Annotated in this window: 20 protein-coding genes; 5 read left to right on the forward strand and 15 right to left on the reverse strand. The window is 74.9% G+C overall.

The genetic code is table 11. The features are described 5' to 3' along the window. Positions 1-8 precede the first annotated feature (8 nt). The 11 genes from ACRYR7_RS05510 to ACRYR7_RS05560 all read right to left on the reverse strand — a co-directional run bounded on the left by ACRYR7_RS05510 (position 9) and on the right by ACRYR7_RS05560 (position 13,698). The gene (locus ACRYR7_RS05510; RefSeq protein ID WP_432571068.1) at positions 9-659 is read right to left on the reverse strand and encodes a PilN domain-containing protein; all 651 of its coding nucleotides are present in this window, start codon (positions 657-659) and stop codon (positions 9-11) included. After that, complete coding sequence (gene pilM / locus ACRYR7_RS05515; RefSeq protein ID WP_432571069.1) at positions 656-1,702, reverse strand: type IV pilus assembly protein PilM; 1,047 nt, start codon at positions 1,700-1,702, stop codon at positions 656-658. Before pilM ends, ACRYR7_RS05510 begins: the two co-directional genes overlap by 4 nt. A gap of 106 nt (positions 1,703-1,808) precedes the next feature. Next, the gene (locus tag ACRYR7_RS05520) at positions 1,809-2,603 is read right to left on the reverse strand and encodes a prepilin peptidase (RefSeq protein WP_432571070.1); all 795 of its coding nucleotides are present in this window, start codon (positions 2,601-2,603) and stop codon (positions 1,809-1,811) included. After that, positions 2,600-4,396: a type IV pilus modification PilV family protein gene (locus tag ACRYR7_RS05525; RefSeq protein ID WP_432571071.1), complete on the reverse strand. Its 1,797-nt coding sequence runs from the start codon at positions 4,394-4,396 to the stop codon at positions 2,600-2,602. Before ACRYR7_RS05525 ends, ACRYR7_RS05520 begins: the two co-directional genes overlap by 4 nt. Next, positions 4,386-5,189 (reverse strand): PulJ/GspJ family protein, encoded by an 804-nt coding sequence (locus ACRYR7_RS05530; RefSeq protein ID WP_432571072.1) that lies wholly within the window; start codon positions 5,187-5,189, stop codon positions 4,386-4,388. Before ACRYR7_RS05530 ends, ACRYR7_RS05525 begins: the two co-directional genes overlap by 11 nt. Next, the gene (locus tag ACRYR7_RS05535; RefSeq protein ID WP_432571073.1) at positions 5,189-6,529 is read right to left on the reverse strand and encodes a prepilin-type N-terminal cleavage/methylation domain-containing protein; all 1,341 of its coding nucleotides are present in this window, start codon (positions 6,527-6,529) and stop codon (positions 5,189-5,191) included. The genes ACRYR7_RS05530 and ACRYR7_RS05535 overlap by 1 nt, the downstream gene beginning before the upstream one ends. A gap of 102 nt (positions 6,530-6,631) precedes the next feature. After that, on the reverse strand, positions 6,632-7,045 hold the full coding sequence (locus tag ACRYR7_RS05540) for a type IV pilin protein (protein ID WP_432571074.1): 414 nt from the start codon (positions 7,043-7,045) through the stop codon (positions 6,632-6,634). 207 nt (positions 7,046-7,252) lie between these two features. Then, positions 7,253-7,669 (reverse strand): prepilin-type N-terminal cleavage/methylation domain-containing protein, encoded by a 417-nt coding sequence (locus ACRYR7_RS05545; protein ID WP_432571075.1) that lies wholly within the window; start codon positions 7,667-7,669, stop codon positions 7,253-7,255. Then, entirely contained in the window at positions 7,666-8,937 is a 1,272-nt protein-coding gene (locus ACRYR7_RS05550; RefSeq protein ID WP_432571076.1) for a type II secretion system F family protein, read from the reverse strand. Before ACRYR7_RS05550 ends, ACRYR7_RS05545 begins: the two co-directional genes overlap by 4 nt. Before the next feature lie 13 nt (positions 8,938-8,950). Continuing rightward, the gene (locus tag ACRYR7_RS05555; protein WP_432571077.1) at positions 8,951-10,390 is read right to left on the reverse strand and encodes a type IV pilus twitching motility protein PilT; all 1,440 of its coding nucleotides are present in this window, start codon (positions 10,388-10,390) and stop codon (positions 8,951-8,953) included. 185 nt (positions 10,391-10,575) lie between these two features. Then, positions 10,576-13,698: a BTAD domain-containing putative transcriptional regulator gene (locus ACRYR7_RS05560; RefSeq protein ID WP_432571078.1), complete on the reverse strand. Its 3,123-nt coding sequence runs from the start codon at positions 13,696-13,698 to the stop codon at positions 10,576-10,578. A 289-nt stretch (positions 13,699-13,987) separates the two neighbouring features. Between ACRYR7_RS05560 and ACRYR7_RS05565 the strand changes: the two genes are divergently transcribed. The 5 genes from ACRYR7_RS05565 to ACRYR7_RS05585 all read left to right on the forward strand — a co-directional run bounded on the left by ACRYR7_RS05565 (position 13,988) and on the right by ACRYR7_RS05585 (position 21,264). Further along, positions 13,988-15,118, forward strand: a complete 1,131-nt coding sequence (locus ACRYR7_RS05565; RefSeq protein WP_432571079.1) for a CopD family protein — start codon at positions 13,988-13,990, stop codon at positions 15,116-15,118. Then, positions 15,115-15,675, forward strand: coding sequence for a signal peptidase I (lepB, locus tag ACRYR7_RS05570; protein WP_432571080.1), 561 nt, complete (start codon positions 15,115-15,117; stop codon positions 15,673-15,675). Before ACRYR7_RS05565 ends, lepB begins: the two co-directional genes overlap by 4 nt. A gap of 119 nt (positions 15,676-15,794) precedes the next feature. Further along, positions 15,795-17,813, forward strand: coding sequence for a hypothetical protein (locus ACRYR7_RS05575; RefSeq protein WP_432571081.1), 2,019 nt, complete (start codon positions 15,795-15,797; stop codon positions 17,811-17,813). A 90-nt stretch (positions 17,814-17,903) separates the two neighbouring features. Beyond that, positions 17,904-19,487, forward strand: a complete 1,584-nt coding sequence (locus ACRYR7_RS05580) for a peroxidase family protein (RefSeq protein WP_432571082.1) — start codon at positions 17,904-17,906, stop codon at positions 19,485-19,487. A 139-nt stretch (positions 19,488-19,626) separates the two neighbouring features. Then, positions 19,627-21,264: a multicopper oxidase family protein gene (locus tag ACRYR7_RS05585; protein ID WP_432571083.1), complete on the forward strand. Its 1,638-nt coding sequence runs from the start codon at positions 19,627-19,629 to the stop codon at positions 21,262-21,264. Here the strand turns inward: ACRYR7_RS05585 and ACRYR7_RS05590 are convergent. The 4 genes from ACRYR7_RS05590 to alaS are packed head-to-tail and all read right to left on the reverse strand — an operon-like array spanning position 21,252 to position 26,497. After that, a complete protein-coding gene (locus tag ACRYR7_RS05590; protein WP_432571084.1) occupies positions 21,252-22,130 on the reverse strand; it encodes a shikimate dehydrogenase in 879 nt (292 codons plus the stop codon). The two genes, ACRYR7_RS05585 and ACRYR7_RS05590, sit on opposite strands and share 13 nt — an antisense overlap. Continuing rightward, positions 22,127-23,215: an endolytic transglycosylase MltG gene (mltG, locus tag ACRYR7_RS05595; protein WP_432571085.1), complete on the reverse strand. Its 1,089-nt coding sequence runs from the start codon at positions 23,213-23,215 to the stop codon at positions 22,127-22,129. Before mltG ends, ACRYR7_RS05590 begins: the two co-directional genes overlap by 4 nt. After that, a complete protein-coding gene (gene ruvX, locus ACRYR7_RS05600; protein WP_432571086.1) occupies positions 23,215-23,799 on the reverse strand; it encodes a Holliday junction resolvase RuvX in 585 nt (194 codons plus the stop codon). The genes mltG and ruvX overlap by 1 nt, the downstream gene beginning before the upstream one ends. A 16-nt stretch (positions 23,800-23,815) precedes the next feature. Continuing rightward, on the reverse strand, positions 23,816-26,497 hold the full coding sequence (alaS, locus tag ACRYR7_RS05605) for an alanine--tRNA ligase (protein WP_432571087.1): 2,682 nt from the start codon (positions 26,495-26,497) through the stop codon (positions 23,816-23,818). Positions 26,498-26,511 lie beyond the last annotated feature (14 nt).

The following is a 26,511-nucleotide window of genomic DNA, read 5'->3' on the forward strand; positions in this document are numbered from 1 at the left end:
CCGGCCGCTCACCGCTGCGCGGCGAGGGCGTCGCCGTTCACGGTCGCGGTCGCGTTGAAGGTCACCACACCGGTGTCCTCCGCGCGGGTGGCGTCGCTGAGCGTCGGCTCGGACAAGCCCTCGATCGAGGCGACCTGGTCCATCCAGTCGGCGACCTTCTCGGGTGTGCGGGTCTCGCCGGTGACGGTGAGCACCCCCACACCGGGCTCCCCGGCGGCGCTGACGGCGCCGGAGGCGTCCTGCGCGGCGGCGTTCGTCGCGAACTCCACCGAGGTCATCGACAGGTCCGCGGGCGCGCCGCTGGCCAGCTGGTCCAGGTAGGCGTACCAGGGCACCGCACCGGCCTTCACCTGCGTCCTGACAGCCTCGACGGCCTCGACCTCCGCGAGGACGCGGGGGACGTCGGCGTACGGTTGCTGCTCGGCGTGCAGCTGCGCGGTGCGCGCCTGCTCGGCGGCCAGCTCCTGGGCCGCGTCGTCCACGTGCCCGGCGCTGACGGAGTGGGCGACCCCGGCGAACCCCAGGACGCCGGCGAGGGCGAGGCCGAGCCCCGCCTTGAGCAGGCGCCCGCGGCGGGCCTCCTCGAACTCGCGGGGCAGCAGGTCCACGCGCACGACGCGCGTCCGCGCGGCCACCGCCTCCAGGGTCTGGAAGCTCATGAGATCACTCCGAGGGCGAGGCCGACCGGCACAGCGGCCAGCGGCTGGACGGCGGCGAGCTGCTGCTCGTCGAGACCGGTGCGGCCCACGTGCAGGCCGGAGATGGGGTCGGCCAGGACCACCGGCTTGTGCAGCACGGACTCCAGCCGCTCGGCGACGCCGTGCAGCAGGGAACCGCCGCCGGAGAGCACGACGCGCTCGACGGGGAAACCCCCGTTGGAGGCGGCGTAGTAGTTCATGGAGCTGCGGATGTCGTCGACGAAGACCTCGAGCATGAGGTCCACGGCGCTGTCGGCGAGGGCGCGCTCGTCCTCGGGGACGCCCTCGATCGAGCGCTGCTTGACGGCCTCGGCCAGCGGACCGGGCAGGCCGAGGCGCTCGGAGATCGCGTCGGTGACGTCCTGACCGCCGCTGAGCAGCACGCGCACGAACCGCGGCTGACCGCCGGAGTGCACCACCAAGTTGGACACGCGCGCACCGATGTCGACGAGCGCCTCGGTGGCGGCCTCCCCGTTCGGGCGCCCGACGCTGCGCAGCACCGCGAAGGACGTGAGGTCCACGCTGGTGGCGCGCAGGCCCGCGGCCTCGACGGCGCCGACGTTGGCCATCACCATCTCGCGGGCGGCGGCCACGAGCAGGCCGCGCAGCACCCGGCTCTCGCCGTCGACGATCTCCTCGGTGACGTGGAAGTCGATGAGGCAGTCGGCCACGGGCAGCGGCAAGTAGTCCTGCACCTGCAGGGGCAGCGACGCCTTGAGCTCAGCGGCCGGCATCCAGGGCAGGTCGACCTGGCGCACCACGACGCGCTGGTTGGCCACGCCCAGGGCGACCTTCTTGCCCTTGAAGCCGCTGCCCCTCCACAGGGTCTTCAGGGCCTCGGCCACCACGGCGCGGTCGACGACCTCTCCGTCGCGGACCGCGCCCTCGGGGAGGGCGACCTGCCCGAACTTCTCGAGCGTCACGCCGCCGCGCCCGTAGGACAGCTCGGCGGCTCGAACGCCCGACGTCCCGATGTCGAGACCGATGGCGGTGCGTCCGGGCACGTCGCCTCCTTCGTCGTCTGGTCACTGGCCGCGTTCAGCGGGCCGTTGTGGTGATCGGCCCGTGCACCACTGCGCTTGAGCGGTGCGGACCGTGCGTGCTGCACCGTCACGCGGACGGAGCCAGGCCCACGACGCCGAGGTACCAGTGCGCGACGGGTGCGGCGACGAACAGCGCGGCCAGCGCGCCGGCCAGCATGGAGGGTCCGAACGGGATGCGCGTGCCCCGGCCACCGCGGCCGAGCAGCACGACGAGGAGCGCGACGGCTCCGCCGATGAGGAAGGCCGCGAACGCACCGACGGCGAGGGCGTCCCAGCCCCACCACCCCAGGTACGCGCCGAGGACGCCGGACAGCTTGACGTCGCCGTAGCCCATGCCCCCCGGTTTGACGAGGAACGTCACCAGGTACAGCAGGTACAGCGCCGTTCCGCCCGCGAGCGCGCGGCCAGCGGCGGTCCAGTCACCGGTGCCCCAGCTCGCCAGCAGCAGGAGCACGGCCGCGACGGCGTACGAGGGCAGCACGATGACGTCGGGCAGCCGGTGCACGTCGAGGTCGATGAAGGACAGCGCGACCGCGACGGCCGCCAGGTACAGGTAGGCCGGCAGTGCCCACGAGGCACCGACGAGAGCCGCCACCGCTGCGAAGAGCGCACCGGTGAGCAGTTCCACCGCGGGGTACCGGGCGCTGATGGGCGCCGAGCAGTCGCGGCACCGGCCGTGCAGGAGCACCCAGGACAGCACGGGCACGTTGTCGCGGGCCCGGATGCCGCTGCCGCAGCCGGGGCACGCGCTGGGCGGGGCCACGACAGACTCCCCCCGCGGCACCCGGTGGACGACGACGTTGAGGAACGAGCCGACCGCCAGGCCGACCAGCCCGGCGAGGGCCGTGAGCAGGGCGCTCACTGCTGGATCGACGTGGACTTGATGTCCCACGAGTCGTTCTTCGGTTCGATGAAGGCCGGTGGCGGGGTGCCCTCGAGGCGGTCGTCGAACAGGTAGTTCTTGGAGTAGCCGGTACTCGTGGCGACGCCGCTGCCGGTGGCGACCGGACCGCGGTAGCGCTGGATGATGACACCGCGGATCGTGAGGGTACCCAGCTTGAGGCCCTTGTCGTGGTTGAGGACGGTGAAGCTGTTCGTCGTGGAGGCGATCGCGGCGTCGATCTCTAGGTCCGCGGGGGTATTGATGTTCTGCCCCCCGGCGTTGACCGGGTGCCACACGGCGACGTTGTTGGTCCCGATCAGACCCAGAGCGTCGGTGCCTGCGGTCCCACCCCTGTAGAGGACGTCGTCGGTGACGATGACATCGTGCTCGGCTGCGACGGTGAAGCGGCCCGACACCGTGCCCTGGACGAAGGCGTCACCGCGCGTGCAGCCCGCGTTGTCGTAGTTGGTGACGTCCAGGGGGTTGCTCTGGAAGCTGAGGCAGGTGCCGGAGGCGGCGGTGCTCTTCTTGACGTAGACCACGCCGTTGGCGGGGCCCTTGACGGTCTGCTCGTCGCTCATGAGGGTGCTGCCGGCCACGTTGGCGCAGCCGGTGTTGACATCGCCCCCCCTGGTGGCAGGACTGCGCACCTTCATGGACCCGTTGGCGAGGAAGACGATCGAAGTAGGACCGGTGTACACGCACCCGTTCTTGGCCGCGATCTCGGCCTGCTTGTCGGTGGTGGAGGGCAGGTCCTTGCGGCCGGCGCCGACCGGCTTGTTGCCCGCGCCGGACGGCGTGCCCGTGCCGTACCACGGAGTGCCCGAGGTGGGCTTCCACCCGGTGGTCACGTCGTCCTTGAAGGTGACGGGGCCGCTGATGCTCATCGCGTCGTTGGTGTGCACCGGGCCGTCGAAGGTGTCGGTACCGCTGAAGTTGATCGTCAGGCACTGGTAGTTGCCGATGGCACCGGCGCTGGAGGTGCTGCCGGGCCAGTACTGCACCCCTGCGGCCGGCAGGCCGGCCCCGGTGATGGTGCGGGGGAAGTTGGCGCGGTTGGGGACCGTGTTGTCCGCATTGTAGTAGTAGCGCGCGCAGCCGGCGGTCACCTGGTCGAGGGTGGGCTGGGCGACCGTGTACGTCACGTTGGCGGACAGGGTGTGGGTGGCGCCGGTGCGGTAGTCGCGCACCGTGATGCTGCTGGTCGGCTTGACGGTGAAGGGGGTCCTCAGCAGACGGGTGTTCGCCGGGCTGAAGGTCTCGTAGTCGGTGAAGTAGAGGAACCGCAGGAAGCCGTCGCGGCCGAGGTCCGCCACGAGCTTCTCGGTCTCGCGCACCTGCTGGGTGTCCTTGTTGACGACCTGCCCGACGACCTCGACGCGCACTTTGCCGGAGCTGTTGAGGTCGGTGGGCCTGACGAGGACGCGCTGGGAGTAGACGGCCTGCTCGACGCCGCCGGTGCCCGGGACGACGGCGACGTTGGTGTCGGCCGGCGCGGTGCGGATCGCCGGGTTCGGAGTCGTGCTCACGCAGGACTGGTTCGGGTAGGCGTAGTAGTCCTCGCAGGCGTTCAGGCGGTGGATGAAGTCCTGCAGGCCCGCCTGCGCCGCAGACAGCGCGCTCTTGGCGTCCTGGGACGTGCGCGCGGAGCGGTGCGCAGCGACCGCGTAGCCGATGCCCACGAGCACCAGGCCCATGATGAGCACCATGCTGGCCAGCACGGCCAGCATGGTGAACCCGGCGTCGTCGTTCCTGCGGATCCTACGCAGCATTGCCGGCCCTCCGTCCGATCTTGTTCATCAACTGGGTGATGGAGGTGCTCTCCAGGACCACGGGGCGGTTCCCGGTCCCGCCTTGGACCCGCAGGTGCACCTGCAGGGCTCGGAAGTCGTCGGGGTCCGCGGTGACCGGGTTCGCCACGACGTCCGCCGCCGTGGGCGTGCCCGACAGCGGGTCGTAGCTGGCGCGCAGGTAGGTGAACAGCGGCTGCGCCGCGTCGGCCGGTGCGAGGCGGTCCACGAGCAGGTGGCAGGTGCGGTTCGCCGGGTTTGACAGGTCGGGCGTCACCGCCGCCAGCTGCTTCGTGTTCGTCGCCTGCCGCGCCCGCAACCGCGTCTGCTCGCACAGCTGGCGCGCCCCGGTGGAGGTGGTGCGCACCCACAGCCACACTTCGCGCACCTCGGGCAGCGCCCCCGCCGCGGGCGGCTGCGTCGGGTTCGGGACGTTGAGGTACGTGTAGAACCCCAGAGTTTCCGGCCCGGCCGCCACCGGGCCGGCAATGCGGGCACCACCGGCGGTCACCAGCGGGACGTCGCCCACCGGGTCGGCCGTCTTGATGGCCATGGTCCGGGCCAGCTTGCCGACGAGGTCCTGCGCATTGGCCATCTGCGTCGTGGCCGTGGCGCGCTCGTCGGCGTAGTCCAGGGCGCGGACCTGGTTGACGGTGAAGGCCCCGACGAGCGCGAGCAGCAGGGACCCGATCGCCATGCTGACGACGGTCTCGGCCAGGGTCAGGCCCTCGTCGCCGGCGGTAGCGCCGCCGCGGGCGCGGATCCAGGTACGCATCACTTCTTCGCCGTCAGGGTCGTGGTGGTCGTGGGCGCGGTGGGGGTCGCGGTGGTCGTGGTGGTGGCCGACGCCCCGGTGGAGGTGTCGGTCACGCGCAGCGTCCACGTCCCCAGCGGCAGCCCCACCCGGTAGGTGGTGCCGACCGTGGCGGTGCCCAGGTCGACGGTGTGCCCGGTGCAGGAGTCGTGGGTCGCGTGCTCGGCGGTGACCTTCAGCGCACCGACGGAGGTCCCCTTCGCCACGCTGTACTGCACGGCTCCGAGCTTGACGGGCACGGCCGTCGCCGGGGCCGCGGTCGACGGGGTGGGCTCGGTGGTGGTGGCCTTGGTGTCCGCGCAGGCGCCGACGTACACGGCGTACGTCTTGGCGGGGTAGAGCAGGCCGACGGCGCCGTCGGCGCCCAGGCACGGGGTCGTCAGCGGGTTCTGCACCGCGGTGCACAACGGACGCTCGTCGTAGCCGCTGACCGCGTCCGCGTAGAGCACCGCCCCGAACCCGGACCAGTTGCCCAGGGAGGCCGGTGCGGGGTACTGCGCCGAGACGGGCTGGTGCTGCAGCTGGACCTGCCCGGCGGCGGCGTAGCGCAGGGGTTCCACGACGGTCATGCGGCCGGCGGTGACCGTGCCGCTGCGCCTCTGCTGCTGCACGTTGTCCTGCCCGAGGTACCCGGGCACGTCGACGACGGCCTGGTACTCGGCGTTGTCGAGGCCGGAGAAGACCATGCAGCCGTCGGCGTCGCTGACGGCCGTGGCGACCACCGCGGTGCCGCGGTAGAGCGTGCCCTTGACGCCGGCGGCGCCGGTGTACGTCCACGACCCACCGCTGCCGCGCACGGGCTTGTCGACCTGCCAGCCGAGAGAGCCGGGGCTGCTCGCGGCGTCGCTCTGGTAGACGCGGCGGAACGTCTCGTTGCTGACGAGGTCCTGCGGGCGCATGCCCGGCCAGGTGACGGAGACGTCGACCTTCTTGCGGGTCAGGTCCGCGCCGTTGGAGGCGCACGCGCTGTCGGTGCTGGGGACGAGCGTCACCTTCGTGGTGACCGTGTAGGCCACCCCGGTGGAACCGGCCGCGACGGGGGCGCCGGAGGCGTCGACGACGTCGGCACCGGACTTCACCCGGTCCCACTCCGCGCCGAGCAGGTACTCCTTCTTCGTCTCGGCGAGGTTCGCGGCGACCTGCTTCTCGCTCGCGAGGTCCGTGGTCTGCAGGGTCTTGACGGTCAGCGCCAGCACCGCGGAGGACAGGACCGCGAAGACGAGCATCGAGACGACGACCTCGACGAGCGTGAACCCCTCGTCGGCTCCTCGTCGGCCGGGGTGCGGCTCGGGCTGGCGCATGGCGGGCTCCTGTCCGGGGACGGGTCTGGACGTGCGAGGAGGTGGGTGATCCCGGGGGGTCACCCACCTCCTCGGCGGTGTCGCGTTCTCAGCTGCTCAACGTCAGCAGGCCGTGACGGTGGCGGCCTGCTGGCCACCCTTGGTGCTGTCGTAGACCCAGGCGTGGCTGGCCTTGTCCGTGTTGGAGCCCACGATGCAGAACCCGTTGGTGGTGGTGGTGACCGTGTAAGAGTTGCCGGAGGTGACCTTCACGTCGTCGCTGCCGACCTTCAGGTTCGGCGCGGTGCCGGTCGGGGCGGTGTAGGTGCCCGAGTCGGTGTAGTTGGTCTCCAGGGCGGTGGCGATCGTCTTCAGGTCCGACTTGATGGACGAGTCCACGGCCTTCTTGCGCTGGTTCAGGAAGACCGGGATCGCGATGGCGGCCAGGATGCCGATGATGATCATGACGACGAGGAGCTCGATCAGGGTGAAGCCCTGGTCCTTCTCCTCCATCGACTTGCGGATGCGAGCGAGCATTCGACGCTCCCCTTCAGTGAGTACCGGAGCCGCTCGCGGGTCGCGCACCGGGCATCCGGTGTGGCGGCTCTTGTACCCAGTCCTTCGGCCGTCCACCACGCCTCCTTGAGCGGTGACTTCACCCGCTCACCCGGACGGGCCAAGTGGCCTGCCGGGAACGGCGACGGCCCGTGAGCACCCAGCTCACGGGCCGTCGGGGTGGTGCGCTCAGAACGAGGCGGGGCAGGACGTCACCGACGCCGGCTGCTGACCGCCGGCGGAGCTGAGGTAGACCCAGGGGTGGGAGGCGCGGAGGTTGGTCCCTGTGACGCAGTACGCCGTGCCGTGCGCGTTGAGCGTCACGGAGACGGTGTTGCCCGGCGACAGGTCGATGCGGTCGATGACCACGGGTGCCGAGGACACCGGGACGGCCAGGTAGGTCTCGTGGTCCGTGTAGTGGGTCTCCTGGGCCTCGGCGAGCGCACGCAGGTCCGTCTTGACGCCCGCGTCCGCCGCCTTGCGCCGGTGCTCCAGCGTCACCGGCACGGCGACGGCGGCCAGGACCGCGAGGACCACCACGACGACGAGCAGCTCGACGAGGGTGAACCCCTCGTCGAGCCGGTCGTCGCGCCGGTCGGGGATCACTGGATGAGGTTGAACACGCCGAAGATCGGCATGTACATCGCGACGATCATCGCGCCGATGATGCCGCCGAGGAAAGCGATCATGAGCGGCTCGATCAGGCTGGTCAGGGCCTCCGTGGTGGCCTCGACCTCCTGGTCGTAGAAGTCGGAGATCTTGTGCAGCATCGAGTCCAGCGCGCCGGTGTCCTCGCCGACGCTCATCATCTGCACGACCATCGCGGGGAAGACCGCGTGCTCGGCCAGCGGTGCGGCCAGCGACTTGCCCGAGCGCACGCTCTCCATGACGTCCATCGACGCCCGCTCGATGACCACGTTGCCGCTGGCGTTGCCGACGATCTCCAGGCTCTGCAGGATCGGCACTCCCGAGCGCAGCATGGTGCCCAGGTTGCGGGTGAAGCGGCTCAGGGCGATCTTCTGCACCAGCAAGCCGAAGATCGGCACCTTGAGCTTCAGCGGGTCGACGGCGTTGCGGACCCGCGGCTTGTCCTTCACCTTGCGCCACACCACCGGCAGGACGATCGCCAGGACCACCAGGCCAGGACCGGCGAAGGTCAAGCCGTGCGAGAGCGCGACGAGGATCTTCGTGGGCAGCGGCAGCTCTCCGCCCATGTCGCTGAACATCTTCGCGAAGATCGGCACGATGAAGAGCAGCATGCCGACCACGGCGAGGATGGCGATGACGAAGACGACGACCGGGTAGGTCATCGCCGACTTCACCTTCGCGCGCAGCTTGACCTCGGACTCGAAGTTCTCCGCGAGCTGCAGCAGCACCTGGTCCAGGAAGCCGCCGACCTCGCCGGCACGGATCATGTTGATCATCAGCGGGGGGAAGACCTGCGGGTACCGGGCCAGCGCGGTGGACAGCGAGGTGCCGCTCTCGACCTCGGCGCGCACCTCCTGCAGCGTCTCGGCGAGCTTCTTGCTCTCCGTCTGCTCCGCGAGGATGGACAGCGCCCTGAGCAGCGTCAGGCCGGAGGAGACCATCGTGGCGAACTGGCGCGACATCAGCGCCAGGTCCTTCAGCTTGACCCGGTTGGAGCCGGGCAGGCTGATCTCCATCTGCAGGCCCTGCCCGGCCTTCGACTGCGTGACGGAGACGGGGGCCAGGCCCTGGCTCTGCAGGCGGCCGACGACGGACTGCTGGTCGGGGGCCTCCAGGGTGCCCTTGACGAGCTTGCCGGAGCGGTCGCGGGCGGCGTACTCGAACGTCCGCTGCCCGGGCTTGGCGCCCCTCGCGGCCTTCGCGGGCGCCTTGGTGGCGGTGGCCATCTGGGGTCCTCTCTCAGAACCGGCCGGTCAGGCGGCGGAACTCGTCGGCGGCGTGGCACTTCTCCAGGCCGTGCTCGAACGTGATCTGGCGGGTGCGCACCAGCTCGGCGAGGTGCTGGTCGAGGGTGTGCATGCCGAACTGCGCGCCGGCCTGCATCGCCGAGCCGATCTGGTGGGTCTTGCCCTCGCGGATGAGGTTGCGGATCGCCGGGGTGGCGACGAGGACCTCGGTGGCCACCACGCGGCCCTGGCCGTCGGCGCGCTTGCACAGCGTCTGGCACACCACGCCCTGCAGGGCGCCGGCGAGCTGGACGCGGATCTGCTGCTGCTGGTGCGGGGGGAAGACGTCGATGACGCGGTCGATGGTCTGCGCGGCGTCCTGGGTGTGCAGGGTGCCGAAGACGAGGTGGCCGGTCTCGGCGGCGGTCAGCGCCACCGAGATGGTCTCCAGGTCGCGCATCTCGCCGACGAGGATGATGTCGGGGTCCTGGCGCAGGACGTGCTTGAGGGCGTTGGCGAAGGACTTGGTGTCCTCCCCCACCTCGCGCTGGTTGACCAGGCAGCCCTTGTGGCGGTGGAGGAACTCGATCGGGTCCTCCACGGTCATGATGTGGTCCTTGCGGGTGCGGTTCGCCAGGTCGACGATCGAGGCCAGGGTGGTGGACTTGCCCGAGCCGGTGGGCCCGGTGACGAGCACGAAACCGCGCTGCAGGCCCGCGAAGGAACCCACGACCGGCGGGACGCCGAGGTCCTCCAGCGGCTTGATCTCGTAGGGGATGCGCCGGAACGCCGCGCCGATCGACTCGCGCTGGCGGTAGACGTTGACGCGGAAGCGGGAGTGCCCGGGCACCTGGTAGGCGAAGTCCAGCTCCAGGGCCGCCTCGAACTGCTCGCGCTGCTTCTGCGTGAGGATCGCGTAGACGGCCTGCTGCAGCACCGGCGGGGTGAGCTTGGGGAAGCCCTCCAGCGGCGTCAGCTCGCCGGACAGGCGCACGGTGGGCACGGCGCCGGTGGTGAGGTGGATGTCGGAGGCGCCGGCCTGCAGCCCGGCGATGAGGACGTCGTTGACCTTCAGCGCCGGTGCGGTCCCGTCCGGGCCGCCGGGGGCGGGCGGCGCCTCGCCCGCCGGCGCCTGCTGCGGGTCCGGGGCCAGCAGCGGCACGGCGGGGCGCACCAGCTCGTCGGCCAGGCCGGGCGTCGCGGGGCGGGCTGCGGGAGCGGCGGCCGCGGGCGCCGGGGGGGCGACGGCGACGGGCGCGAGGGGGGCGGCGGCGACGGGCGGGGCCGGGGAGGCCGGTCGGGGCGCGGGCACGTCGGCGGTGGGCGCAGCACCGGTGAGCTTGGCCAGCAGCGCGCTGACGTCGCGGCGCGGGGCGACGGTCCCGTCGTCGGGCCGCAGGTTGACCGGCACGTACGGGTCGGTGGGCCGGCCGGCGGCACCCGCGTCGTTCATCTCGCTCCCTCCGTCGCGCCCCGCGGGACGCACGGGGGCACCGCCCCTCGACGCCCCGGGGTAGTGATCGGCCCGGCGGGGCGGCGCCTTGAGGGGGCCGTGGGGGTGACACGAGGGGACGACGAGGGGGCAGCGAGGGGGCGACGAGGGAGCGACGAGGGAGCGACGAGGGGACGACGAGGGGGTCAGCGCGCGCGCCGGGCGGCGCCCACCCACACCCCCGACGGCAGGTGCACCAGCCCCGCCGCCCGCGCGGTCGCGGCGGCGTCGCGCCGCGCGTCGTCGGCGCGGGCCTCCTCCCCGGCGGCGTGGCGCACCGCCGCCCGGGCCAGCAGCCGCAGCACCGCCTCGCGCGGCATGCCGGTGGCCTCCCCCAGCGCGCGGTCGCAGCGGTCGAAGGCCGCCGCCGCCGCCGGCAGGTCCCGGTCGGCGAGCAGCAGCACGAGCTTGGCGGCCGCCTCCGGCACCACCAGCACGCACCGGGACGCCTCGGAGGCCGCCAGCAGCTCCTGCAGCACGCGCTGGGCGGCGGCGCTCTCGCCGCGGGCGCGCAGCACGGCGGCGGTGGCGAGCTGGGCGAGCTGCACCGCCCCGTGGCCGGCCTCCAGCTCCACCGGGTGCTCGGCCAGCAGCCGCTCGACCCGCTCCACCGCGCCGCGCTCCAGCAGCACCCGCGCCGCCACGCCCAGCAGCCCGCTGGTGCCCTCGCCGCGGGAGCGGTCGCGGGCCAGCAGCTCCTCGGCGCGCTCGCGCAGGGCCTCCAGCTCCGGCAGCGCGAGGTCGTGCGCCACCGCCAGGCGCAGGTTCAGCGCGCTGCGCGCGACCCGCTCGTCGCCGGCGCGCCCGGCGAGCTCGTCGGCCTCGGCGAGCTCCTCGCGCACGTGGGCGCCCCCGCCCAGCAGGGCGTCGGCGAAGTGCTCGTGCAGCAGCGCCCGCGCGCGCACGAGCGGCTCGACGCTGTGCGAGACCGCCTCCGTGGCCAGGCGCCGGGCGGTGCGGAACTCCCGGCGCGGCAGGTGCACGACCCCCGACAGCAGCAGGCGGGCCTCCACCGCCACCGCCGTGTCGCCGGCGCGGTCGGCCGCCTCCAGGACGGCGGCCAGGCGCCGGGCGGTGTCCTCGTCGGCCGGGGCGAGCGGGCCCACGCCGGCCCGGCGGGTCACCTCGGCCGCCACGCTGGTGCCCTCGTCCAGGGCGGCCGGCCCGTCGAAGGACGGCCCGGTCTCCAGCCAGTCCCGCGCCTCGAGGTCGACGACCTTCGCGCGCAGGCGCTCGGCGCCGGGCACGCCGTGCTCGAGGGCGGCGCGCAGGGCGTCCTGCCACGCGGCGCGGGCCTCATCGGGCCGGCGCAGCAGGGCGCACGCGTCGCCCAGGCGCTCGCACAGCTCCACCACGTCCACCGGCGCGGCACCCTCCAGGCCGCCCAGGGAGGTCACCCGCCGCAGCGCGGCGCGGGCGGTGCCGTAGTCGCCGCGGGTGGTGGCCGCCGTGGCCGCCTCCAGGGCCGCGCCGCAGGCCAGGGCGCGCTCCCCGGCGGCGAGCCAGTGCTCCACGCGCTGCTCGGCGGGGATGACCGCTCCCCCGGCGATGCGCCGGTGCAGGGCCACGCGCACCATCGGGCGCACCCAGGCGCGCACGGCGTCGCGCACCAGCGGGTGCCGCCAGGTGAACCCGGCGGCCCCGGCGCGCAGCATCGAGAGGTCGACCAGGTGCGCCAGGGCGCGCGCGGCCGCGACCGCGGTGCCGTCGGTGCCCGTCAGCAGCGGCTGCAGCACCGCGGGCGTCACCGGCCCGTCGAGGAACGCCGCCAGGCTCAGCACCTCCAGCTCGTCGTCGCTCAGCTCGGTGACGGCGCGGTTGAGCAGGACGCCGGCGTCGTCGCCGGCGGGGGCGGCCCCGGGCGCCGGGGCCAGGGCCAGGCCCTCGGTGGTGGCGACGACCCGCCCGCCGCGCACCCACTCGGTAGCGGCGGCCACCAGGGGGCCGGGCAGCCCGCCGGACTCCTCCTGCAGCCGGGCGGTCAGCGACGGCGCGGGCTCGCCGGCCAGGACGCCGGCGGCCAGCTCGGCGCTCTCCTCCTCGCTCAGCGGTCCCAGCGGCAGGTGGTGCAGCTCCGCCCCGCGCGGGCCGGCCACGCGCGGGGGCCGCACGCCGACGCCGGGGGCGGCCGGGGCCCGGACGTCCTCGAGCAGCACCACGGCGCCGCCCGCGCCCGGCGGCCCCTCGCCGTCCAGCAGCGCCCCGACGCTGCCGGCGTCCACCTCGACCCCCGGGGGCACGACGACGACGGGCTCGGCCCGGCCGCCGCCGCGCGCGCCGGCGAGGGTGCGGACCAGGTCCAGGGGGGCGCCGTCCGGCGGGGCGGTGGCGGTCACGACGCGCCGGCCGGAGCTGGCCTCGCTCACCAGCCGCCGGCGCCCGCTGCCCGGGGGCCCGCTCAGGACGACCAGCTGCGCCCGCCGCTGCCCGGCCAGCAGGTCGGTGAGCCAGCCCAGCTCCGGGCGCCGGCCGGTGAAGGGGACCACCGCCCGGTCGGGGGGCGCGGCCCCGTTGAGGATCTGCAGGTGCAGCGCCCGCGTCTGCGCGGACAGGTCGGCGCCGGTGCTCTCGGCGACGTCGCGGCGGCAGCGCTCCAGCTCGCGCAGCGCGCGGTCGGTCTCCCCCAGCCCCGCCCAGCCCGCGGCCAGGGCGCGCGCGGCGCGCTCCTCCAGCGGGTCCAGCTGCACCGCGCGGCCGGCCAGCTCCACCGCGTCGGCCATCCAGCCCAGCCGGACGGCGGCCTCCGCGGCGGTGACGAGCAGCTCGTCGTGCGCCCGGGCGACGACCTCGCGCTCGTGCCGCACCCAGGCGGCCTCGTCGTCGGAGGCGCGCAGGGGCTGCAGGTGCAGGCCCAGCGCCTCGCGGGCGGTGGTGACGGCGTGGGCGTCGTCGCCGGCGGCGACCAGGTGCCGCACCTCGGCGACCAGGCGGGTGAAGGCGACCGCGTCCACCCACGCGTCGCGCAGGACCAGCCCGTCCAGGCGGCGCTCGACGCAGTCGCCGCCGAGCACCCGGCGCACATGGGCGACCGCGGTGCGCAGGCTCGCCCGGCCCCGGACGGGGTCCACCGAGGGCCACAGCTGCTCCACGAGCACGTCCGCGGGGACGGGGTCGCCGGCGCGCACCGCCAGCCAGCGCACCAGGTCGGCGGTCTTGCTGGTGCGCCACTCGCGGTCGCGCACGCGCGTTCCGTCGGCGCGGCGCACCTGCAGCGGGGCCAGCACGCGGACCTCCACGCGCGGTGCGGAGACCACACCCGCCGCGCTCACGCCCCCCACCGCGCCACCCCCGTCACGACCCCGTCACGACCACCCCCCGGCGACCGGCCCGCGGTCCCCGGGGCGCGGTCGAGAGGTGCCCGGGCACCACGTTGCACCACGTCCTGCGATCGATATAGCGCACGGTGACCAGCGCGTCGAGGGGGGACGGCGGACGTGTCAGGGACCGGGACGGGCGCGGCCCCCGGACGGGGGACGCGCGGTTTTCACGGGTGTTTCACGCACGGGCGGTGCGCTGTCGGGCGGCGCGGCACCCGGCCGCGGGACAGGGGGGTTCCCGGTGGCAGCTCGCACGCAGGTGGGCACCGCCCCGCCCGCCCCGGAGGGGACGGCCGCGGCCGGCGCCGCGGCCGCGGGGGCGCGCACCGGGGCCCGGCAGCAGCGCGCCGGCCGCGCGGGGGCTCTCGCGCCCGGCGCCGCGGCGCGCACCGCCGCGGCCGCCGCGCTGCTGCTGGGCCCCGGGGTGCTCGTCCTGGCGCTGGCGCTGGGCGGCGGGGTGGAGGGCGCGCGCCACGGCGCCCTGGGCGACGGCGGGGCCGCGGTGCGCTGGGGGCTGCCGCTGGCCCAGCTCGCGCTGCGCGCCACCTCCGCGGCGACCGCGGGGCTGCTGCTGTGCGCCGTGGCGCTGCTGCCGAACCCGGACGCGGCCCTGTCGCCCGCGGCCGCCGCCGTGCTGCGGCGCTGCCGGCCCTGGGCGCTGGCGTGGGCGGCGAGCGCGGCCGCGGCGAGCGTGCTGACCGCCGCCACGGTCGCCGGCACGACGGTGCCCGGTGCGCTGGCCGCCCTGGCCGCGCCGGGGACCTGGCAGGCGTGGTGGGCCGTGGAGCCCGTGCGGGCGCTGCTGGAGTGCACCGCCCTGGCCGGCGTCGTCGCGCTGGGCGTGCGCGCGGTGCGCTCGCACACCGCCGGGTGGGCGCTGCTGCTCGCCGCCGGCCTGGCCCTGCTGCCGCAGGCCCTGACCGGTCACGTGGTGCACGCCCAGGCCCCGCGCCTGGCCGCGGCGGCGCTGGCCGTGCACGTGCTGGGCGCGGCCACCTGGACCGGCGGGCTGCTGGCGCTGGTGCTGCTGCGCCGCGCGCCGGGCCCGCACCTGGCGCACGCGCTGCCGCGCTACAGCCGCGTAGCGCTGGTCTGCTTCAGCGCCGTGGTGCTCTCCGGCGCCGTCAGCGCCGCGGTCTCGCTGGGCTCGGCCGGCGCGCTGACCTCGACGTCCTGGGGGCGGCTGGTGCTGCTGAAGACCGCGGCGGTGCTGGTGCTGGCCGCGGCCGGCGCCGCGCACCGCCGCTGGAGCGTGCCGCAGGTGCTGGCCGGCTCCCGGGGCGCCTTCGCGCGGCTGGGCACCGCGGAGCTGCTGCTCATGGTGGTGGCCGTGGCGCTGGCGGTCGCCCTGGGCCGCACCCCCTCGCCGTGAGCGCTAGGACCCCGCCCGGCACCCGCACCGCTCCCCCGCGCCCCGCTCGCCCTCGCACCGGCGCGCCGCGCCGACCGCGCCGGCCGCCGCGGGCGGTGCTCGCCCTGGCGGTCGTCGCCGCGCTCGTGGCGCTGCTGCGCTGGCAGGTGCTGGACACCGAGCTCGTGACCGGCGAGAGCATGTCCCCGACCCTGCGCCCCGGCGACGTGCTCCTCGTCGCGCGCACCGCGGCCCCCCGCGAGCGCGACCTGGTGGTCTTCCGCGACCCCGTCGACGGCGCCCGCACCGTCAAGCGGGTCGTGGCCACCGCCGGGCGGCGCGTGGAGGTCCGCGACGCGGTGCTGTTCGTGGACGGGCGCGCGGTGGCCGAGCCGGGCGTGGACGCCTCCCTCGTCGACGGGCTCTACTACGGCCCGGTCGAGGTGCCCGCCGGGCACCTGCTCGTGCTCGGCGACAACCGCCGGTACTCCGTGGACTCGCGCGCCTACGGCCCGGTGCCCGCCGCGGCCGTCGCGGGGCGGGTCGTGCTGCACCTGCGCACGCCCTGGTCCTCGTGAGCGCGGCGCGCGTCGGGCGCGGGCGCGGGGCGCGTTTGACGGCGGCGTGACACCGGCGGGCGAAGGTCGGGGTGGCCGCGACGTGGCGGCCGGCAACCGTGGACCCGCAGGAGGACGTCGTGACCGTGCACCACCGCACCACCGCCCCCCGGCCGGCCGGAGCGCACCGCCGCGAGCGATCGCGCCGCGGCCGCCGCGCCCGGCTCGGCACCCGCCGCACCGCGGCCCTGCTGACCGCGCTCGTCCTGCCGGTCGCCGGCGCGGGCACCGTCTGGGCCGCCACCGGCGTGACCGCGACGAACCCGGACAAGCTGGTCGCGCGCGGCGCGGTCGACACCACCACCGGCTTCCCCGCCTGGTACCAGGACTCCAAGGGGACCCGCCTGGAGCTGTGCCTGGACGCCACGAACCCGTTCTGCGGGTTCCTGCCCGGCGACGTCCCGGACCCCGAGGCCCCCGTGGTCTTCCCCGAGAACTTCCCCGAGGAGGCGTTCTACTTCCTCGCGGGCTCCTCGCTGAACCTGCCCGGCGGCGGCACGCTGACCTACACCACCGGCCTGGAGGCCGCGTTCGCCAACGCCGTGCAGACCGGCGACCAGCTCGTCTTCGGCCGCGTGCGCCTGGTCCTCAAGGGCGGCCCGCGCAGCACCACCGTCACCGTCAAGCACCCCTACGGCGAGGCGCAGATCGACACCGACGCCACCGGCGCCGGGCGCATCGTGGAGGACATCACCGCCGCCCCGGGGCAGTTCGACCTGGCGCTGAAGAGCAACGTCGGCCCCTTCCTCGTCGACGCCGACGGCCCGGTCACCGGCCCGGACGGGGCGAAGTACGTCGGCAACCCCGACGTGGCGACCACCGTCACCGGCGGGCTGAACGGCACCAGGATCAGCGTCACGTGGCCGGGGCAGACGGACGCCGCCGCGGCGGCCGCCCAGACCGACCTGTTCACGGTGCAGGGGCGCATCTCCACCAACACCGGCGTGCGCGCCGACGCCGCCGTGGTCGACGCCGACGGCTACCTGGACGTCTTCGCCACCTCCGCCGGCTCCGCGCTGGAGGTCGTCGGGCAGGGCGGGTTCCCCACCACCGGCATGGTCGACGACCCCGGCTCGCAGCGCTTCTACGCCCGCATTCCCTTCACGGGCACCAGGCCGACGTCGGTGCAGGTGCGCAACATCTCCGACAAGCCGGCCAGCACCAGCACCGTGGACGTCGTGGTCCGCGACGTCACCGTCAGCCGGGCCGAGTACGACGGGTCCGTGCTCACCGTGGCCGCCACCGCCAAGGGCGGCGGGGAGCTCACCGTGGCCGGGCTGGGCACGCTGACCTCCGGCACCACCGCGACCTTCCCCGTGCTCGCCCCGCCGGCCGTCGTCACCGTCACCAGGGGCGGCTCCTCGGCCACCGCACCGGTCGTCGTCACCGGCGGGGAGCTGACCAGGCCGCTGCCGCCGACCCCGGCCGGACCGACGGACCCGGACCCGGGCGGCGAGACCTCCACCAGCACCGGCGGCACCGTGACCCCCGACCCCGGCACCCCGCCGGCCGTCCAGGGACCGGTCGCCAAGGTCGCCTCGGCCACCGCGAGCGTCGTGCGCGGGGCGAGCACCGCGCTGGACGCCAGCGCCTCCACCGGCGCGGTCTCGTACTCCTGGAAGCAGGTGGGCGGGCCGGCGGCCACGCTCAACGGGGGCACCACCGCCAAGCCGACGGTGACGCTGCCGCTGGCGGTCAAGGCGAACGCCGCGGCGCCGGCGGCCATCGACAACGCCCCGGCGGTCTTCGAGGTCACCGTCACCGGCGCCCAGGGCACCGAGCCCAGCACCGCCACGGTCAGCGTCGTCCCCGACGTGGACGCCGTGGCCGTCACCGGTGCGCGCCACCGCGCGGGCACGGAGCTGCGCCTGGACGGCACGGCGCTGTTCGGCGGGGCCGCGCGGACGCTGTCCCCGGCCACCCAGGTCAACCTCTACGACACCAGCGGCGCCACGCCGAGGTTCCTGGCCACCGTGAACGTCGACACGCTGGGCGCCTGGACGTACCGGGTCAAGCCCGGCCCGACGACCCAGATCACCAGCGTCCTGGCGCAGTCCAGCCGCGGCGGTTCGGCCACCTCGGCGGTCACCCCCCGCTGACCCGGGCGTTTCACGCCGCCGTGATGCGCCTGCCGTGTGCTGGGCGCGTCGACGCACCGCCCGGGCGGTGCCCCTGGGGAGGAGCGGGTCGTGAACAGCACGGTGCAGCAGCGGCGGGGAACGGTGGAGGCGCGGGCCACGCAGACCGCGCAGTCCGCGCAGGGCGCTCGGGCGGCGCGGGGCGCGGGGCCGCTGCCCTCGCGGCGGGCGGTGCTCGCCGGTGCCGCCGCCGGTGCCGCGCTCGGCGGCGGGTGCCCCTTCTCGGGGGCGTCCGCCGCCGCGCCCACCGCAGCGTCCGCCGGAGCCGGCGCCGGCCGGCACGGCAGCGCGCTGCGGGGGCTGGACATCGCGCTGGACAACCGGCAGGCGCAGGCCCGCTTCGGGCTGATGTTCCCCAAGGCGCCGGCCTTCGCCCCCTCCGACGCCCTGCTGGGGGACCTGGCCCGCACCATGACCGACCTGCGCGTGCCCGGCACCGACCCCAGCACCACCGACGAGCAGGACAACCCCGCGGTGCCCTCGGGGTACACGTTCTTCGGGCAGTTCGTCGACCACGACATGACGCGGGACACCACGCCGCTGAGCGAGCAGGCCCAGGACCCCAGGGCGACGAAGAACTTCGACAGCCCCTGGTTCGACCTGCGCTCGGTGTACGGGCGCGGCCCGGCGCTGGACCCGCAGCTGTACGACCCGGCCCGGCCCGGCCGGATGCTCCTCGGCGGCGGCGAGGTCGAGGACCTGCCGCGCGACGCGGCCGGCACCGCGCTGATCGGCGACCCGCGCAACGACGAGAACCTCCTCGTCGCCCAGGTGCACCTGCTGTTCCTGAAGCTGCACAACCACTTCGTCGACGCCGGCCTGGACCACGCCGCCGCCCGGCAGCAGACCCGCTGGCACTACCAGCACCTCATCGTCGAGGACTTCCTGCCCCGCCTGGTCGACCCGGACCTGGTGCGCTCGCTGCTGACGACGACGAAGAAGGGCACCACCTCCACCGGCACGTTCTACAAGCCCAGGAACAAGTCCAAGCCCATGGTGCCGGTGGAGTACTCCGGAGCCGCGTACCGCTTCGGGCACAGCATGGTGCGCTCGGAGTACGAGGTCCACCAGGGCTCGATCGTGCCGATCTTCGCCTCCGACGGGCGCGACCTGCGCGGCGGGCGCCCGCTGCCGGCGTGGGCGCAGGTGGACTGGAACTACTTCGCGGAGGTCCCCGGCGTCAGCGCCCCGGACGACCGCAACGTCACCCGCCGCTTCGACACCCGCGTGGCGATGCCCCTGCACGACCTGCCCGGCAGCGTCGCGGCCAGCGGGCCCAGCAGCCTGGTGGTGCGCAACCTCCAGCGCGGCGTGCGCTACGGCCTGCCCAGCGGGCAGGCCGTGGCCCGGGCCATGGGGCTGGCGCCGCTGAGCAACGCCCGGCTCGGGCTCACCGACCCCGCCTGGCGCGACGAGGCGCCGCTGTGGTTCTACGTCCTGAAGGAGGCCGAGCTGCAGAGCGGCGGCACCCGCCTGGGCGCGGTCGGCGGGCGCATCGTCGCCGAGACGGTCCTGGGCATCCTCGCGCTGGACCCCACGTCGTACTTCCAGGCCCCCGGTTTCCGGCCGGTGCGCGGGACCTGGACCCTGGGCGCCCTGGCGGACCTCGTCGGCGCCCGCGTCGACCGCCCCTGAGCACCCCGCACCACCGCAACCGCACCCGCACCCGCACCGGGCGTTTCACGCTCCCGTCGCGGTCCGCGGGCACGCTGCTCCCACGGCGACACCGCCGAGAGGACCCCGCACCGCGACGACCCGGTCCAGGAGGACCCCCATGTCGATCTCCCGCCGCAACGCCCTCGCCCTGGGCGGCCTGTCGCTGCTGGGCGCGGCCGGCCTGACGGTCCCCCTGGGGGGAGGCACGCAGGCCAAGAGCGTCAGCCGCCTGGCGGACCGCAACTTCCCGCGCCGCTACGCCAGCGCGTTCGTGCGCCAGCCCCTGCTGCAGCCGGTGGGCACCGAGGACGGGCAGCCGCTGTACGAGGTCACCGCCCGCCGCGGCAGCGCGCAGATCTGCCCGGGCCTGACGACCCCGGTGCACGCCTACAACGGGCAGGTGCCCGGCCCGCTCATCAAGGTCGAGCAGGGCCAGCCGGTCAAGCTGCGCGTGCGCAACCACCTGCCCACCGCCGGCCCCTGGGGCGGCGAGTTCGCGATCTCCACGCACCTGCACGGCTCGGCCAGCCTGCCCGAGCACGACGGCTACGCCTCCGACCTCACCCGGGTCGGGCAGTTCAAGACGTACGAGTACCCCAACTCCCAGGCCGCGCGCACCCTCTGGTACCACGACCACGGGCTGCACTGGACGGCGCAGAACGCCTACGGCGGGCTGGCCGCGCAGTACCACCTCAGCGACGCCACGGAGCGGGCGCTGCTGCCGCAGGGCGAGTTCGACGTGCCGCTGACCGTCACCGACGCGATGTTCAACGCCAACGGCTCGCTGGCCTACGACGACTCCAGCCACTCGGGCCTGTGGGGCGACGTCGTCCTCGTCAACGGCGTGGCCTGGCCGGTGATGAAGGTCAAGCGGCGCACCTACCGCTTCCGCATCCTGGTGGCCTCCATCGCCCGCTCGTACCGCTGGAGGCTGAGCAACGGCCTGCCGCTGCAGGTCGTGGCCACCGACGGCGGGCTGATGCCCAAGGGCGTCGCGCTCAGCTCCTTCCGGCACGCCGGCTCCGAGCGCTACGAGGTCGTCGTCGACTTCTCGAAGGTCCCCGTGGGGACCAGGGTCGAGCTGCAGAACCTGTCGAACCCGAACAACGTCGACTACGACCACACCGGCAAGGTGATGCAGTTCGAGGTGGTCGGCGACCCCGTGCAGCCGGACGAGAACGGCAGCTACAACCGCAACTACGACGGCCTGGAGCTGGCGCCCGGCAACCCGGTGATGACCCTGCAGCCCACCGGCAGCGAGAAGAAGGTCAACCTGCGCGTGGAGCGCAGCAACGGCGAGTGGCAGATCAACGGCAAGACGTGGGTGGACGTGGAGGAGTCCCGCTACCGCGACGTCGTGGCGAACCCCGCGGTGGGCGAGACGCAGGTGTGGACGATCCAGAACAGCTCCGGGGGCTGGTTCCACCCGCTGCACGTGCACCTGGTCGACTTCAAGGTCATCGGCCGCACCGGCGGCAGCGGCACGGTCCAGCCGCAGGAGCGCGGCCCCAAGGACGTCGTGTACGTCGGGGAGAACGAGACGGTGCAGCTGCTCATCCGGTTCGGCAGCCCCGACCCGGGCGCCCCGGCGTGGGAGCGGCGCCAGGGCCGCTACATGGTCCACTGCCACAACCTGCCGCACGAGGACCACGACATGATGCAGCAGTTCTGCGTGGGCGACGTGGACGCCGAGGAGGACCCGCACGACCCCATGGGGGCCGCCCCGGCGGTGCCGGACCCGACCTACCGCGGCTGACGCGAGCGCAGCACCGCCAGCCCCGCCTCGCGCATCGCCGCCAGCGGGGCGCTGCGGCCGGTCATCAGCTCCACCTGCGCCGCGGCCTGGTGCAGCAGCATCTCGAAGCCGCCCAGGACCGGGCCGCCCCAGGCGCGCGCCAGCGGGGTGGGCCAGGGCGCGTAGACCACGTCCAGCAGCAGCGGGCGCGCGCCGGTGAGCACGCCGGCCACCGCCTCGGAGGCGTCGGCCGGGACGGTGGAGACCACGACGTCCGCGTCGGCGACCGCGGGCAGCTGCGACCAGTCGCGCACGTCCACCCGCCCGCCCACGCGCTCGGCGACGGTGCGCAGCTGCGCGGCGCGCTCGGGGCTGCGCACGACGGCCACCGGGCGCGGGCAGCCCGCGCGCAGCAGCGCCACCAGCGCCGAGCGGGCCGTCGCCCCGCCGCCGACGACGGCACCGCTGCCCACCCGCTCCGCGCCCGCCCCGGCGAGCGCGGCCAGGACGCCGTGCACGTCGGTGTTCTCCGCGCGCAGGCGCACCCCGGCGCGGCCGGGGGCGCCGCGGGGGCCGCCGTCGCCGGGGCCGCCGTCGCCGGGGCCGCCGTGGCGGGGGGTGACCACGACGGTGTTGACGGCGCCGACCGCGCGGGCGAAGGCGTCGACCTCGTCGACCAGCGGCAGCACCGCGCGCTTGAGCGGCATGGTCAGGCTCAGCCCGGCCCAGCCGGCGTCCAGGGACGCCACCAGGGCGGGCAGGCCCTCCTCGTCGACCTCCAGCGCCTCGTACTCCCAGCCCTCCAGGCCCAGCTCCGCGTACGCGGCGCGGTGCAGCGCCGGGGAGAGGGAGTGGGCGATGGGCGAGCCGCAGACCGCAGCCCTCACGGGGTCTCCGGGTGCTCCCGCAGGTACCGCCGGAACAGCTCCACGTTGGCGGCGTGCTCGGCGCCGGTGGTCGCGAAGCGGGTCTCGCCCGTCGCCAGGTCCACGGTGACGAAGAACATCCACGGGCCCGGCTCGGGGTGCACGGCGGCGCGCAGCGCGTCCTCGCCGGGGTTGCTGATCGGCCCCGCCGGCAGGCCCGGGTGCAGGTAGGTGTTCCAGGGGGTGTCGGTGGCCCGCTGCTCGGCGGTGGTGGTCACGGTCGTGCCGCCGGTGCCGTAGCTGACGGTGGAGTCCAGCTGCAGGTTCATGCCGTCGGCGATGCGGTTGGCCAGCACCTGCGTCACCTTGGCCATGTCCTCGGGGGTGCGGGCCTCCTTCTGCGCGATGCTCGCGGTCACCAGGACCTCGTGCTCGCGCTCGGCCGGCACGCCCAGCTCGCGCAGCGCCTGCCCCGTGCGCTGGACCATCGCGCGCAGCAGCTCGGTGGCCGTCTCGTCGGGGTTGACGTCGTAGGTGGCGGGGAAGAGGTACCCCTCGGCGTTGCCGCCGGCGGAGGCCGGCAGGCCGATCGCCGCCGGGTCCCTCAGGGCGGCCTCGAGCTCCTCCACGGCGATGGGGGTCTGCTCGCCGACCAGGGCGACGACCTGGCTGACGCGCAGGCCCTCGGGGACGGTGAGCCGGGTGGTGACCTTGGCGGCGGGGTCCAGCAGCAGCGAGACGGCCGAGGCCGCCGACATGCCCTTGCGCAGCCGGTAGGTGCCCGGCTGGATGCCCGCCATGCCCGGCTGGGCGGAGGCGGCCGAGACGAACGCGTCGGTGGTCTTCACCACGCCGGCGCCCTGCAGGGTGCGGGCGATGGCGCGGCCGGAGTCGCCGGACTCCACCTTCACGTCCACCGTGCCGGTGCCGGCGCCCTCGAAGTCGTCGCTCTCGGTCAGGCGGGCCACCACCGGCGCCAGGGTGCCCCAGGCGGCCACCGTGCCGCCGCCGACGAGGGCGAGCGCGAGGAGCAGCACGACCAGCACCCGCCCGCGGCGCCGCCGGGGGCGGCGCTCGCGGGTACCGGGCAGGTCCATCAGGTCCATCACCGTTCTCGGCCCTCCGTGGCGTCGGGACGCCCGCGGGCGCCCGCCTCCGCGTCCGCCCCGGCGGGGCGCGCGGTCCTGACCTGCCTGGGCTTGCGCCGCTTCTCGCGGCCCGGTGCCCCGCCGGCCGGCAGCACCCGGCCGGGCGCTCGGCCGCCGGCGCGCTCGGCGTCCAGGGCTGCTTGCAGCAGCACCACCGCGGCCGCCTGGTCGACGACGTCGCGGAACTGCTTCTCCCGCCGGCCCGCGGCGTGCAGGGCGCGGTGGGCGTCGACGGTGCTGAGGCGCTCGTCCACGAGGCGCACCGGCACCGGGTCGACGGCCAGGGCGATCTTCGCGGCGTGCTCGATGGCGCGCAAGGCCGCCGGCCCCTCGCTGCCGTCCATCGACAGCGGCAGGCCCACGACGACCTCCACGGCGCCGCGCTCGCGCACCTCCTGCGCCACCTGCGCCACGTCGGCGTCGGCGTCCGGGTCGCGCGCGAGCGTGCGCACCGGCGAGGCGATCACCCCGGCAGGGTCGCACGCGGCGAGGCCGACGCGGACGCTGCCCACGTCGACGGCGAGTCGCACCCCCTGGCGCACGGTGGTCGCGCCCGCCTCAGGCGGAGCCGGTGACGCGGCGGCCGACGGCCTCGCGCAGGCCGTCGAGGGCCTGGCCGACCTTCGCCGGGTCCTGCCCGCCGCCCTGCGCCACGTCGTCCTTGCCGCCGCCGCCGCCGCCGAGGGTCCCGGCCGCGCCGCGCACCAGCTCACCGGCCTTCACGCCCCAGCGACGGGCCTCCTCGTTGGTGGCCACGACGACCACCGGGCGGTCCTTGGCGACGCCGGCGACGGCGACGACCGCCGGCGCGGAGTCGCCCAGGCGCGAGCGCACGTCCAGCGCGAGGGTGCGCAGGTCGTCGGCGCTCGCCGCGCCGGCGTCGTGGGCGACGACGCGGACGCCGAAGACGTCCTGCGCGCCGGAGGCCAGCTGCGGGGCCAGCGCGAGCACCTGCCCGGCGCGCAGCCTGGCGATCTCCTTCTCCGCCTCGCGCAGGCGCGCCATCAGCTGCCCGACGCGGTCCGGCAGCTCCTCCGGGCGCGCCTTGACGACGTCGGTGAGCCGGCTGACCAGCAGGTGCTCGCGGGAGAGGAAGTCGTAGGCGTCGGTGCCGACCAGCGCCTCGATGCGGCGCGCGCCGGAGCCGATGGAGCCCTCCGAGACGATGGAGACCAGCCCGACCTGCTGGGAGGTGAGGGTGTGCGTGCCGCCGCACAGCTCCCGGGACCAGTCCCCGCCGATGGTGACCACGCGCACGCGGTCGCCGTACTTCTCCCCGAACAGGGCCATCGCGCCCAGGTCCAGGGCGGCCTGGCGGTCCATGACCGCGGCCTCGACCTCGAGGTCGTCGGCGACGCGCTGGTTGACCACGCCCTCGATGTCGCGCACGACGTCGGCGGGCACCTGCGCGGTGGAGGAGTAGTCGAAGCGCAGCCGGCCGGGCGCGTTCTCCGAGCCGGCCTGGGTGGCGCCGTCGCCCAGGTGCTCGCGCACCACCTGGTGCACGAGGTGGGTGGCGGTGTGGGCGCGGCTGACCGCGCGCCGGCGGGTGGCGTCCACGACGGCGTGCGCCGCGTCGCCGGCGACGAGCTCGCCGTCGCGCACGGTGCCCTTGTGCACGTACAGGCCCTTGACGGGCTGCTGGACGTCCACGACGTCGACGACGGCGCCGGAGGCGGTGGTGATCGTGCCGTGGTCGGCGAGCTGGCCGCCGCCCTCGGCGTAGAAGGGGGTGCGGTCCAGGACGACCTCGACGTCGGTGCCGGCCGGCGCGGAGGGCGTGCTGACCCCGCCCTGGAGCAGGACCGTGACGCGGGCCTCCTCGCGGGCGCGCTCGTAGCCGGTGAAGACGACCGGGCCGGTCAGGCCCTCCAGGGCGGAGCGGTAGGCGGTCAGGTCCACCCCGCCGGTCTTCTTGGCCCTGGCGTCGGCCTTGGCGCGCCCGACCTGCTCGGCCATCAGCGCGCGGAAGCCGGCCTCGTCGACGCTCACGCCGGCCTCGGCGGCCATCTCCAGCGTCAGGTCGATGGGGAAGCCGTAGGTGTCGTGCAGCGCGAACGCGCGCTCGCCCGACAGCGCGGTGCCGCCGGCGGCCTTCGTCCGCGCCACGGCGCCCTCGAAGATCGAGGTGCCGGCCACCAGGGTGCGCCGGAAGGCCTCCTCCTCGGCGTACGCGACGCGGGCGATGCGCTCGAAGCCGGTGCGCAGCTCCGGGTAGGAGGCGCTCATGACCTCCATCGACGCCGGCAGCAGGTGCGGCAGCGCCGGCTCCTCCACGCCCAGCAGGCGCACCGCGCGCACCGCGCGGCGGATGAGGCGGCGCAGCACGTAGCCGGCGCCCTCGTTGCCGGGGGTGACGCCGTCGCCGATGAGCATCAGGGCGCTGCGCACGTGGTCGGCGACCACGCGCATGCGCACGTCGTCCTCGTGGACGGCGCCGTAGCGCTTGCCCGACAGCTCCGCGGCCCGGTCCAGGACGGGGCGGACCTCGTCGATCTCGTACATGTTGTCGACGCCCTGCTTGAGGAACGCCACGCGCTCCAGGCCCATGCCGGTGTCGATGTTCTTGGCGGGCAGCTCGCCGGCGACGTCGAAGTCCGTCTTCGAGCGCACCGCGGAGAGCTGGTACTGCATGAAGACGAGGTTCCAGATCTCGATGTAGCGGTCCTCGTCGGCCTCGGGGCCGCCGTCCGCGCCGTACTCGGGGCCGCGGTCGAAGTAGATCTCCGAGCACGGGCCACCAGGGCCGGGCTGGCCGGTGTTCCAGTAGTTGTCGGCCTTGCCGCGGCGCTGGATGCGCTCGGCGGGCACGCCGACCTCCTGCCACAGCCGGAAGGCCTCGTCGTCGTCGAGGTAGACGGTCGTCCACAGCCGCTGCGGGTCGAAGCCCAGGCCGCCGTCGGCCTCGGGGGTGGTCAGCAGCTCCCACGCGAAGGCGACGGCCTCGCGCTTGAAGTAGTCGCCGAAGGAGAAGTTGCCGTTCATCTGGAAGAACGTGCCGTGGCGGGTGGTCTTGCCGACCTCCTCGATGTCGAGGGTCCGCAGGCACTTCTGCACGCTGGTGGCCCGCTTGTACGGCGCGGGCGCCTGGGCGGTCAGGTACGGGATGAACGGCACCATGCCGGCCACGGTGAACATGAGGCTCGGGTCGCTCGACACCAGCGAGGCGCTCGGGACGACGGTGTGACCCTTGCGCTCGAAGAAGTCGAGCCACCGGCGACGGATCTCTGCCGTCTGCATCGGACGTGCCTCCT

The sequence above is a fragment of the Kineococcus gurbantunggutensis genome (assembly GCF_050871925.1).
In the GTDB taxonomy this organism is placed as follows: Bacteria; Actinomycetota; Actinomycetes; order Actinomycetales; family Kineococcaceae; genus Kineococcus.

What these genes read in the sequence shown, in the direction of transcription:
- ACRYR7_RS05510 (WP_432571068.1), bottom strand. Translation starts at nt 659, where the DNA reads ATGAGCTTCCAGACCCTGGAGGCGGTGGCCGCGCGGACGCGCGTCGTG.
- ACRYR7_RS05525 (WP_432571071.1), bottom strand. Translation starts at nt 4,396, where the DNA reads ATGCTGCGTAGGATCCGCAGGAACGACGACGCCGGGTTCACCATGCTG.
- ACRYR7_RS05530 (WP_432571072.1), bottom strand. Translation starts at nt 5,189, where the DNA reads ATGCGTACCTGGATCCGCGCCCGCGGCGGCGCTACCGCCGGCGACGAG.
- ACRYR7_RS05535 (WP_432571073.1), bottom strand. Translation starts at nt 6,529, where the DNA reads ATGCGCCAGCCCGAGCCGCACCCCGGCCGACGAGGAGCCGACGAGGGG.
- ACRYR7_RS05540 (WP_432571074.1), bottom strand. Translation starts at nt 7,045, where the DNA reads ATGCTCGCTCGCATCCGCAAGTCGATGGAGGAGAAGGACCAGGGCTTC.
- ACRYR7_RS05550 (WP_432571076.1), bottom strand. Translation starts at nt 8,937, where the DNA reads ATGGCCACCGCCACCAAGGCGCCCGCGAAGGCCGCGAGGGGCGCCAAG.
- ACRYR7_RS05555 (WP_432571077.1), bottom strand. Translation starts at nt 10,390, where the DNA reads ATGAACGACGCGGGTGCCGCCGGCCGGCCCACCGACCCGTACGTGCCG.
- ACRYR7_RS05585 (WP_432571083.1), top strand. Translation starts at nt 19,627, where the DNA reads ATGTCGATCTCCCGCCGCAACGCCCTCGCCCTGGGCGGCCTGTCGCTG.
- mltG (WP_432571085.1), bottom strand. Translation starts at nt 23,215, where the DNA reads ATGGACCTGATGGACCTGCCCGGTACCCGCGAGCGCCGCCCCCGGCGG.
- alaS (WP_432571087.1), bottom strand. Translation starts at nt 26,497, where the DNA reads ATGCAGACGGCAGAGATCCGTCGCCGGTGGCTCGACTTCTTCGAGCGC.